Source organism: Microvirga sp. P4_G7 (genome assembly GCF_056401005.1).
Genome location: NZ_JBFUKD010000050.1, coordinates 1 through 10950, shown reverse-complemented (window position 1 = coordinate 10950; position 10950 = coordinate 1). Strand labels below are relative to the sequence as shown.

Here is a 10950-nt window from a genome sequence, read left to right as displayed (position 1 = left end):
GGTTTCCACCGCATCAAACCATGCAATCGACAGGGCCCTTTATCGGCACGAAAACGACGAATTTCGGCAATGTCGGTTTTAAATTGCATGGTTCTCGTCATCAAGGGTTGATTCCAAAGGACATCCGGCTCCTTTCGGACGGCCCGATCACCCGCTACCCGCGCCGCGCGTTTGAACCGGCGTTCGAAAACAAGGAGGCAGGCATGAAAGCCCGCGTAAAGCTGATCGACGGCATGGCGTTTCTGGGCGAATCCGGCACCGGTCACAGCGTCGTCATGGACGGCGCCCCGGAATATGGCGGACGCGATATCGGCGTGCGTCCCATGGAGATGCTGCTGCTGGGTCTCGGTGGCTGCACGGCTTTCGACGTCATGAACATCCTGCGGCGCGGCCGCGAGGACGTGACGGATTGCGAGATCAACGTCACGGCGGAGCGTCCCGATACCGACCCGAAGGTCTTCACGGCGATCCATCTCGAATATCTCGTGAGCGGTCGCGGCCTGTCGGCGGAGAAGGTCGAGCGCGCGATCACGCTCTCCAAGGAGAAATACTGCTCCGCCTCGATCATGCTCGGGGCCGTCGCCAAGATCACTTACAGCCTGACGGTCATCGACGACACCGCCCCGACCGAATCCGCCTCGATCGCATAAGCCGTCAGATCAGGCCGCCGTCGCTGGCGACATCGGCGTTGAGGCCTTCGCGCAGGGCCTTCGCCGTGCCGACCTGCGACGCGTCCTGACGCTTGCGCGGGCGCGGCGTGTCGATGCGATGCTCGGCGACGATACGCCCCGGCGTGCCCGACAGCACGATGACGCGGTCGGCGAGATAGGTCGCCTCGTCGATATCGTGCGTGACGAACAGAACCGTCTTCCCGGTCGCCCGCCAGACGCGGATGAGCTCGTCCTGCAGACCCTCGCGCGTGATCGCGTCGAGCGCTGAAAACGGCTCGTCCATCAACAGCACCTCGGGTTCGATGGCGAGTGCGCGCGCGAGCGACACGCGCTGGCGTTGTCCGCCGGAGAGTTGATGCGGCCAACGCTGYGACAACGCGCCGAGACCGACGAATTCGAGCGCGGCCTGCGCGCGTTTGCGTCGCTCGGCGCGCGAAACGCGGCCGTTCTCCAATCCGAATCCGGCATTGGAGATCACGCGCCGCCACGGCAGCAGGCGGGCATCCTGAAACACCAGCGCCACCGCCCGTTCGCCGTCGCGCTGCACGACGACGTTTGCGCTGCCGGCGCTGGGCGACGCCAAACCCGCGAGCACGCGCAGCAACGTCGATTTGCCGACGCCGGACGGACCGACGATGGCGAGGAACTCGCCGCGCGCGACGCTCAGGTTCAAGCGATCGAGCACGAGGTTGCGTTGCCCGTCGCGCTCGAACGTCAACGAGAGGTCCTTGATCTCGATCACGCTTTCCATCGCAGCAGCCACCCTTGCAACGCCACGAAGGCCGTATCGAGAAAACCGTACAAGGCGGCCATGGTGAGCATGTAGACGACGACGACATCGGTCGCGAGAAGACTGGAGGCCTGCATCATCCGCTGGCCGAGGCCGGCGACGCCGAAGAYCTCGGCGGCGACGACCGCCATCCACGCTTGACCGAGCGCGGTGCGCAAGCCCACGAGAATGCCCGGCGTCGCGGCCGGAAGCAGGATCTTGCCGAGCCGCTGCAAGCCCGAATGGAAACCGAACGCATCGGCGACTTCGATGAGATCGCGATCGACGGCGCGGATCGCGCCGTGCGCGGCGAAATACACGATCCAGAAAACGCCCATGGCGATGATGAAGACCGCCGCCTTCGTATCGACGCCGAACCACAGGATCGCGAAGGGCACCCACGCGAGGCCGGGCACCGGTCGCAACACGCGGACGATCCACGCCGTGAAGCGCTCCGCGTCCCGGTACATGCCCGTGACGATGCCGAGCGCCACACCGAGACCCGCGCCGAGCGTCAGGCCCATGGTGTAATGGGACAGGCTGCTCGACACCGCCTGCAACCAGGCACCGCTGATCAGCTCCTTGCGGAACGCGGCTGGAATGGCGCTCGGTCCCGGCAGCATCGCCGGATTGACCAAGTCGAACCGCGGCATGGCCTCCCAGAGACCGAGGAAGACGACGAGGCCGAGAAGCGAAAGAAGGATGGATCGCATCGGGACGGATTAACCGCCCTGCGTCGCGCGCTCGAAGAATTTCGGCTCGAAGAGACCATCGAACGGCAGTTCCTTTTCGAGCGAGCCGAGCTTGACCTGATAGGCCTGCATGGCGCGCGACGGTTCGATGATGACGCGCGGATCGATGAGGAACTTCGTCGCCGGCGACKCCAACGCTTGAYGGATCGTCGCGCTCTCCACGATGCCTTTGCCGAGCGCCGCCTCGATGGGTGCGACGGCCCTGTCGGGCGTCTTGACGATCAGGTCCGCGGCCTTGACCAGCKCGCTCACGAGGGCCTGCACCGCGTCCGGATTTTTCGTCAGAAACGCACCGGACACCGCGACGACGGTGCCGGGCTGGCCCGGGAACATTTCGTCCCCCAGAGCCACGAGCTTGATGCCGGGATTGCGGCCTTGAACGATGGTGACCGCGGGCTCGCGGATCGATGCGCCCTCGACGGCGCCGGCAAGCACCGCCTGTTGCGTCGCATCGATGCCCATGGTGACGATCTCCACATCGGCCTTGTCCGCCTTCGCGACCTCCCAGAGCCAATATTGCAAAGTCGTGTTCGGCACCGAACCGGGCGGCTGCGTCGCCAATCGGGCAGCCTTGCCTTCTCCGGCGCGGTAGGCCTTGAAGGCCGCCGCCGGCGCCGTTCCGGGCGTGAAATACTTGGCGAGCTTCGGCGTCGCGACGAATACGTTTTCGGCAGTCGCGGTCGCGGCCACGACGCGCACATCGACGCCCTTCGAGCGTGCGACGGCGAGGGGCGCCACGCCCGCAACGTAGATATCGATCGTGTCCGAGGCGACGGCCTGAATCATGTTCGGGCCGGACTCGAACGTGGTGAAGGTGAGATCGATGCCCTTCTCCTTCAGCCAACCTTCCTTCTCGGCGACGAAGATCGGCGATGCGCCGATGACCGGGATCACACCGACGCGGGCGGACACCCTGGCTTGTGCGAACGCGCTCGAACCTGCCGAGGCGGCGACCGCGAGAGCACCAGCGTGGGCGAGAAAGCGGCGACGATCCATTGTGAAAACTCCTGCCAATCGGCGTCGCCGGCACGGGTGAAGATGGACGCCTGTTGACAGATTAAGAAAAGAATTTTCTACGTAATTGCAAGCGCCTAAGCTTAAAAGGAAATTTATTCTAGTATTTCATGGGTCGCTGGAATAATTTTCTACAATATGAGAAAGAAAGAAAAATGGATGCTATCGACCTGAAGATCCTCGCTGCCCTGCAGGCCGATTCCAGCATTTCCATTGCCGAATTGGCCGAGCGCGTCGGTCTTTCGCAGACGCCGTGCTGGAAGCGCATCCAACGTCTGGAGACGAGCGGCGTGATCGAGAAACGGGTCGCGCTCGTCGTACCGGAAAAGATCGGGCTCGGATTGACCGTCTTCGTCTCGATCGAGACGTCCGACCATTCGGGCGATTGGCTCGAGCGGTTCGCGCAATTCGTCGCCGCGATGCCGGAGGTGATGGAATTCTACCGCATGGCGGGCGACGTCGATTACATGCTGCGCGTCGTCGTCGCCGACATGGCGGCCTACGATCAGTTCTACAAGCGACTGATCGCAGAGATCCCCCTGAAGAACGTCACGTCCCGCTTCGCCATGCAGCGCATCAAATCGACGACGGCCTTCGCGCTTCAACAGGCCGCCAAGGCCTGACGACATGGCGTGCAAGCGCACCCTCGACGGGGATGCGCTTTGATGGTCTTGTGGTGCGATCGCACAAGCCGGAGCCGGTCATCCCATGTCCCTGCGCATTCATTTTCACGGAGCGGCGCGAACCGTCACCGGTTCCTGCTTCCTGCTCGAAACACCCTCCGCCCGCATTCTGATCGATTGCGGAATGTTCCAGGGTTCCAAATCCGAACGTGAATTGAACTACCGGCCTTTCCCCTTCGCCGTCACCGCCATCGACGCGCTGTGCCTGACGCACGCCCATATCGACCACAGCGGCCTCATTCCGAAACTCGTGAAAGCGGGTTTCACCGGACCGGTCTACGCGACACCGAGCACGATCGATCTCGCGTCCGTCATGCTGCCGGATTCGGGCCACATCCAGGAGGTGGAAGTCGAACAATTGAACCGCCGCAATCTGCGTCGCGGTTTGCCCGCGGTCGATCCGATTTACACGGCTGAGGACGCGAGCGCGGCGCTGACGCAGTTTCGGCCGGTGCGCTATGGCGCCTGGACGAATGTCGCGCCGGGCTTTCGCGTCCGGTACTGGAACGCAGGCCACCTGCTGGGATCGGCCTCGATCGAAGTCGAGGCTCTGTCAGATGCGGGCAAGCCGCCGACGCGCCTGCTGTTCTCCGGCGATATCGGGCCGGACCACAAGATGCTGCTGCATGATCCGAACGGCCCGGAGAATTGCGATTACGTCATCATGGAATCGACCTATGGCGGCACCGACCGCCAGGAAATCGTCGAAACCCGGCGGCGTTCACTGCTGCGCGACGAGGTGCTCGCCGCCTCGAAAGCGAACGGCGCGCTTCTCATCCCCTCGTTCGCCGTCGAGCGCACGCAGGAGCTTCTGGTCGACCTCGTCAGCCTGATGGAATCGGGCGCGATCCCTCATGCGCCGATCTTCATCGATTCACCGCTCGCCATGAAGGCGACGGAGATCTTCCAGCGGCACGCAAACGAGTTGGAGAATGGCCACGAGCTCGTGCGGGCCCTGGAATCGCGCTGGGTGCGGTTCACCGAGAGCGTCGAGCAGAGCAAGGCGATCGCGCGCATCCACGGCTTTCACATCGTCGTCGCCGCGAGCGGCATGTGCGAGGCCGGACGCATCCGCCATCATCTCAAAGCGTGGCTCTGGCGTGAGCATGCGACCGTTCTTCTCGTCGGCTTCCAGGCGCAAGGCACGTTGGGGCGCATCCTCCAGGACGGCGCATCGCGTGTGCGAATCCAGGGCGAGGAAATCCGCGTGCGCGCCCGCATCCGTACGCTCGACGTCTATTCCGGCCATGCGGACGGCCCCGAACTGAAGGCGTGGCTGGCGAAGCGCCGTCCGGTGCAGCGCGGCGTCTTTCTCGTGCACGGCGAAGAGGTGGCGATGGATGCCCTGCAACGCGCGCTCCGCGACCTCGTCCCCGACGAGCGAATCCTGACGCCCGAGCTCGACGCGATTTTCGAACTGGCCGGCCCGACCGCGGTTCCGACCGCCCAACCGACGCCGCGCATCGAGCCGGCGATCGCCGGAAAGCGCGATTGGCACAACGAGTATGCGAAGCTCGTTCTCGACATCAACGAGACGCTCGAGAAGACGGCCGATGCCCGCTCGCGCGCGGTGATGATCCGCCGATTGCGCCGCGCCCTGGAGGAAGAGGCCGGTTGAGCGAAGGCCGGCCTATTTCAGTTCGTCGCGACCATTGGTGCGCGCCAACAGGTCGTACGCGAGGAGCTTTTCCCAGATGTCGTCCGCCGTTTCGGCGAACTGAAAAAGCTCGAAATCCGCGGCGTTGATCATGCCGTGTTCGACCAGGGCATCGAAGTTGACCACCGTCGACCAATAGGCCTCGTCGAACAGAATGATCGGCAGCGGCGGCGCCTTCCCGGTCTGGCGCAACGTCAGGATCTCGAACAATTCGTCGAAGGTGCCGAACCCGCCCGGGAACACCACCAGAGCGTTCGCGCGCATGGCGAGGTGCATCTTGCGCATGGCGAAATAATGGAAGCGAAAGGTGAGATCCGGCGTCGAATAGGCGTTGGGTTCCTGTTCGTGCGGCAATGTGATGTTAAAGCCGATGCTGGGTGCGCCGGCATCGAACGCGCCGCGGTTGGCCGCCTCCATGATGCCGGGCCCGCCGCCCGTGGCGATCACGTTGTCGCGCAAGCCGCCGTTGACGGTGAGCGCCCCGCCCCGCTCCGAAGCGATGCGCCCGAAGGCTTGGGCGTTCTTGTACCATGCGGGCTGACGCCCCGGCCCGTCGGCGCGAACGCGCGCACTGCCGAAGACGACGATGGTCGAGCGCACACCCCAGGCCCGCAACGCCTCTTCGGCCTTGGCGTATTCGAGCTGGAAGCGGACGCCGCGCATGGAATCGCCCAGAAGAAAATCCTGGTCGAGGGCCGCTAGCCGATAGGAGGGCGACGACATCTGGGCAGCGTTCGATCGACGGTCGCTCGGCATGGGAAGGCCCTTACAGCGTTGGTTCGGTGGCGCCCATCCAAAGCACCCCGCGGCCCCCGTGCCAACCCCTCCCGGCGAAGGCCGTCGGAGGCCTCCCGCCAGGACGTCGAGACGTTGAGCTATCCAAGACGCGCCGTCATTGCGCGTATTTGCTGTCGAGATACCGCAGATAAGGGCCCGTCTCGAGCGCGCGGCCGGTGGCATTCACCAGAAGCTCGTCGCGGGAATAGCGGCGGCCATGCTGCCAGATTTTGTCGCGCAGCCCATCGTTGAGGCGCGCATAGTCGCCGGCCTCGATGGAATCGTGCAGGCCCGCATCCTCCTGGCGCATGGTTTCCATGAGCTGAGCCGCCATGACGTTGCCGATCGTGTAGGTCGGGAACGAGCCGATATACCCGGTCGACCAATGGACGTCCTGCAGCACGCCGCGCGTGTCGTCCGGGACCTCCAGACCGAGGTCGCGACGGATGGCGGCGTTCCACGCCTGCGGCAGATCCGCGACCTTCAGCGATCCGTCCATGAGGGCGGCTTCGATCTCGGCGCGCAGCATGATGTGGAAATCGTATGTCAGCTCGTCCGCCTCGACGCGGATGAAGCCGGGCTCGACCCGCGTGACGGCGCGGTAGAATTCCTCGCTGCTCACGTCGGCGAGCTGGTCGGGGAATTGGCGTTGCAAATCGGGGAAGTGCAGCGCCCAGAAGGTCCGGCTGCGCGCCACATGATTTTCGAGCAGACGCGATTGGGATTCATGCGCGCCGAAGCTGGCTCCGCTCACCGCGTAGAGACCGATGAGATCCGTCGCGAGCGTCGTGCGCACGAAATCCGGATTGGCGCCCTGCTCGTAAAGCGCATGGCCCGTCTCATGCACCGTGCCGAAGATCGACGCCGCCAGATAATCGCGCTTGTATCGCGTCGTGATGCGCACGTCGTTGCGGGTGAACGAGACTTCGAAGGGGTGCACGGTGGTATCGAGACGCCCGCGCGCAACGTCGTAGCCGAGCTTTTGCGCAACCGCGAGACCGAACGCCTTCTGTCCGGCCTCAGGGAAATCGCGGAACAGAAAATCCGCTCGCGGGGCCGGGCGCGCGACCGCCTTGTCGAAGATCGGTTTCATGCCCGTCCGCAATTCGCCGAACAGCCGCGTCAGGCTCGCCGCCGTTTCGCCCGGCTCGTAGAGCGACACCATCGCATCGTAGGGATGCTTCTCGTAGCCGATGGCGTCGGCATAGGTGCGCGACAGCGCGACCGTCTTTTCGAGATGCGGCGCGAAGATCGAGAAGTCCGACTTCGCGCGTGCCTCGATCCACGCCGCCTGGGCGACCGTGCGGAGCGCGGCGCGTGCCTGGATCAACGCAGCGGGAATGCGGCGGTGATGATCGAACGCCTTGCGGGTCTGCGCGACCGCGCGGCGCGCGGCGGAATCCTGCGGATCGGGGTCGACCGCGCGTTCCGCCTTCTCCAGGGCCTGCTCCGTTTCCGGCGCGAGGAGCAGATCACGCGCGAGCCGCGTCAGCGTCGCGATCTGCTGGCCGCGCGTTTCCGCGCCGCCGGGCGGCATCATGGTCCGCGAATCCCAGGTCAGCAGGGACGCGGCGTTCAGGACGTCGTTGACGGAGGCGACGCGCTCATGAAGCGCAGCGAGAGCGGGGTTCTGAATCATGGCTTTTCGCGGATCTGTTGCGGAAATGGTCAGGCGGTTCCGCCCGTGTTGAGGTGGCAGGCGGAGAAACGCCCGTCGGCGATTTTCGCCAGCGCCGGCGCTTCCGTGCGACAGCGCGGCCCGGCCATCGGGCAGCGCGGATGAAAATGGCAGCCGCTCGGCGGATTGAGCGGCGAGGGAATTTCGCCGGCGATCGGATGGAAGTCCTTTCGCCCGACGCCGACGCGCGGCACGCTCTCGAACAGGGCCTTGGTGTAGGGATGGTTGGGCGCGGCGTAGAGCTCGCTCGTCGGCGCGAGTTCCACGATGCGCCCGAGATAYATGATCGCCACCCGGTCCGACACGTGACGCACGACGCCCAGATCGTGGCTGATGAAGATCGCGGTGAGATCGAGATCCCGGCGCAGATCCATGAAGAGGTTGAGCACCTGCGCCTGGATGGAGACGTCGAGGGACGCCACCGGCTCGTCGAGCACGAGCAGGTCCGGCTTCATCGCAAGCGCGCGTGCGATCGCGATGCGCTGGCGCTGGCCGCCGGAGAATTGATGCGGGAAGCGGCGGCGATAGCTCGGATCGAGACCGACGCGGCCGAGCATGTCGGCGACGTAAGTATCGGCGTCGCGCTGCTTCACGATGCGATGGGTCACAGGACCCTCGCCGACCGTGTCGCCGATGCGCATGCGCGGATTGAGGCTGGCGAACGGATCCTGATGCACCATCTGCACCCGCGTCGTCAGCTTCTGCGTGCGTCGTCCCTGTTCCTTGGCGACCGGCGCATTGTCGAACAGCACCTTGCCGGCGCTCGGCGTATAGATGCCGGCGACGATGCGCCCGAGGGTCGATTTACCGCAGCCGGATTCGCCGACGAGCCCGATCACTTCGCCCTTGCGAACGGACAGGCTGACATTCGTCACCGCGCGCACGATCTCGGCCTTGCGTCCCGCGCCCAAAAGGCCCGCGATGCGCTCGCCGAGGCTCGGGCGCTTTATGAAGCGCTTTGAGAGATCGTCGATCTCGAGGAGAGCGGAGGACATTGTGCTGACTCGATGGGAAAATGACAAAGGGCGGTGCGGCCGTCTTCGAATTGTACGAGGGGCGGCGGCGTCGTGCAGACGGCCTGCGCACGCGGACAGCGCGGCGCAAAGGCACATCCGGGCGGCAGGTTGGTGATCGAAGGCGCGGAACCCGGGATCTGCGGCAGGTGCTCGCCCGGCGGATGCTCGGCCGGCACCGACAACAGCAGGCCCGCCGTATAGGGATGGCGCGGCGACGCGATCACGTCGGCGGCCGGTCCCGTCTCGACGACGCGCCCCGCATACATGACGCAGATATCGTCCGCGAGACTCGACACCACCGCGAGATCGTGGGTGACCCACACGAACGCGGTGCCGGTGTCGTCGGCGAGACGCYGCACCTCCGCGAGAATCTGACCCTGGATCGAAACGTCGAGGGCGGTCGTCGGCTCGTCCGCGATGATCACCGCGGGAGAATGCAGGAGCGCCGTCGCGATCGCCACGCGCTGGCGCATGCCGCCGGAGAGCTGGTGCGGATAGGCGTCCAGACGCTCTTCAGGGCTCGGAATGCCGACCTTGGCGAGGGCGTCGCGCGCGCGCTTCAACGCTTCCTTGCGCGAGACGTTGTCGTGCGCCCGCACGGCCGCCGCCATCTGCGTGCCGATCTTGAGCACCGGGTTCAGGGTCATCATCGGATCCTGGAACACCATGGCGATGCGCGCACCGCGCACACGGCGCAGCGCTTCGCCTTTGAGGCGCGTGAGATCCATCCCGTCCAAMAGAACCTCGCCGCCGGCGATCTCGCCGGGAGGCTCGATGAGGCCCAGAATGGAATAGCCGGTGACGCTCTTGCCCGATCCGGATTCGCCGACGAGACCCAGGATGCGGCCGCGCGCGACATTGAAGCTGACCCCGTCGACGGCCTTCACCATGCCGGCGCGGGTCTTGAACTGCGTCTTGAGATTCTTGACGCTCAGCACATACTCGGTCATCGGCTGCGCCTCGGATTGAGCACGTAGCGGACCTGATCGCCGACGAGATTGATCGCCACCACCGTCAGCATGAGCGCAATGCCCGGATAGATGGAAATCCAGTAACGACCAGACAACAGGAACTGGAAGCCGTTCGAGATCAGCGAACCGAGAGACGGCTGCGTCAGCGGCAGACCGAGCCCGAGGAACGACAGTGTCGCCTCCAACGCGATCGAGTTCGCGACCTGTACTGTGGCGACGACGATCAGCGGCGGCAGCGCATTCGGCAAAAGGTGTCGGAACAACACCTGTCTCGCCGGCAGCGGCGTCGAGAGCGCGGCTTCGATATAATCCTTGCGTCGCTCGGCGCTCGCGGCGCCGTGCGTCGTGCGCGCAAAATACGCATATTGCGCCGCTGTCAGCGCGAGGATGAGCTGCGGCAGTCCCTGCCCGAGCATCGCCACGAGCACGAGCGCCAGCAGGATCGCCGGCAGCGACAGCTGGAGGTCTATGACGCGCATGATCAACGCTTCGGTCCGGCCGCCGTAATACGCGGCGATCAGTCCGACGATACCGCCGAACACGAGCGCGAACGCGCCCGCTGCGGCGCCGACGATGAGACTGGTGCGCAATCCGTACAGGATGGCCGAGAACACGTCGCGGCCGGCCGCATCCGTGCCGAGCCAATGCACGTAGCCGCCGGAGCCGACTTCACCGGGTTCGAGCCGCGCGTCGAACAGATCGAGCGTTTCCTGGTTGTAGGGATCCTGCGGCGCAATCAGCGGCGCGAGGATGGCGGCGAGCACGATCGAGACGATGATGATCAGCGCGGCGACGGCGGTCGGGCTGCGGCGGAAATCGTCCCAGAATCCGGCAAGGCGCGTCCAGCGGGTTTCGGCGTCGAGTGTCATGACGCCCCCTTGACGCGAATGCGCGGATCGAGCTGGCCATAGACGAGATCGACGACGAGATTGATGAGAACGAAAAGAAACACGACGAGAATC

The 10950-nt window shown here is 65.0% G+C and carries 11 protein-coding genes; 3 read left to right on the top strand and 8 right to left on the bottom strand.

Features of this window, described 5'->3' with window-relative positions; genetic code table 11:
• The coding region (locus tag AC1DT3_RS04710; RefSeq protein WP_477464087.1) for an OsmC family protein at positions 1-650 on the top strand (650 nt) is incomplete at its 5' end.
• Positions 651-654: 4 nt separating this feature from the next.
• Here the strand turns inward: AC1DT3_RS04710 and AC1DT3_RS04705 are convergent.
• The 3 genes from AC1DT3_RS04705 to AC1DT3_RS04695 are packed head-to-tail and all read right to left on the bottom strand — an operon-like array spanning position 655 to position 3188.
• Positions 655-1422, bottom strand: a complete 768-nt coding sequence (locus AC1DT3_RS04705; protein WP_477464086.1) for an ABC transporter ATP-binding protein — start codon at positions 1420-1422, stop codon at positions 655-657.
• A complete protein-coding gene (locus tag AC1DT3_RS04700) occupies positions 1410-2153 on the bottom strand; it encodes an ABC transporter permease (RefSeq protein WP_477464085.1) in 744 nt (247 codons plus the stop codon). The genes AC1DT3_RS04705 and AC1DT3_RS04700 overlap by 13 nt, the downstream gene beginning before the upstream one ends.
• Before the next feature lie 9 nt (positions 2154-2162).
• Positions 2163-3188 carry an ABC transporter substrate-binding protein gene (locus AC1DT3_RS04695; RefSeq protein ID WP_477464084.1) on the bottom strand — a complete coding sequence of 342 codons (1026 nt, stop codon included), beginning with the start codon at positions 3186-3188 and terminating at the stop codon, positions 2163-2165.
• 173 nt (positions 3189-3361) lie between these two features.
• Between AC1DT3_RS04695 and AC1DT3_RS04690 the strand changes: the two genes are divergently transcribed.
• Both AC1DT3_RS04690 and AC1DT3_RS04685 read left to right on the top strand, forming a co-directional pair.
• Entirely contained in the window at positions 3362-3829 is a 468-nt protein-coding gene (locus AC1DT3_RS04690) for an Lrp/AsnC family transcriptional regulator (protein WP_477464083.1), read from the top strand.
• Positions 3830-3914: 85 nt separating this feature from the next.
• Entirely contained in the window at positions 3915-5507 is a 1593-nt protein-coding gene (locus AC1DT3_RS04685; RefSeq protein ID WP_477464082.1) for an MBL fold metallo-hydrolase RNA specificity domain-containing protein, read from the top strand.
• A 12-nt stretch (positions 5508-5519) separates the two neighbouring features.
• On the opposite strand, the gene AC1DT3_RS04680 is transcribed toward AC1DT3_RS04685, so the two are convergent.
• The 5 genes from AC1DT3_RS04680 to AC1DT3_RS04660 form a co-directional block, all read right to left on the bottom strand.
• Positions 5520-6302: an LOG family protein gene (locus tag AC1DT3_RS04680; RefSeq protein WP_477464081.1), complete on the bottom strand. Its 783-nt coding sequence runs from the start codon at positions 6300-6302 to the stop codon at positions 5520-5522.
• 136 nt (positions 6303-6438) lie between these two features.
• Positions 6439-7962 (bottom strand): carboxypeptidase M32, encoded by a 1524-nt coding sequence (locus AC1DT3_RS04675; protein ID WP_477464080.1) that lies wholly within the window; start codon positions 7960-7962, stop codon positions 6439-6441.
• A 29-nt stretch (positions 7963-7991) separates the two neighbouring features.
• Entirely contained in the window at positions 7992-8996 is a 1005-nt protein-coding gene (locus AC1DT3_RS04670; protein WP_477464079.1) for an ABC transporter ATP-binding protein, read from the bottom strand.
• The gene (locus tag AC1DT3_RS04665; RefSeq protein WP_477464078.1) at positions 8948-9967 is read right to left on the bottom strand and encodes an ABC transporter ATP-binding protein; all 1020 of its coding nucleotides are present in this window, start codon (positions 9965-9967) and stop codon (positions 8948-8950) included. Before AC1DT3_RS04665 ends, AC1DT3_RS04670 begins: the two co-directional genes overlap by 49 nt.
• Positions 9964-10857, bottom strand: coding sequence for an ABC transporter permease (locus AC1DT3_RS04660; protein ID WP_477464077.1), 894 nt, complete (start codon positions 10855-10857; stop codon positions 9964-9966). Before AC1DT3_RS04660 ends, AC1DT3_RS04665 begins: the two co-directional genes overlap by 4 nt.
• Between the last annotated feature and the right edge of the window lie 93 nt (positions 10858-10950).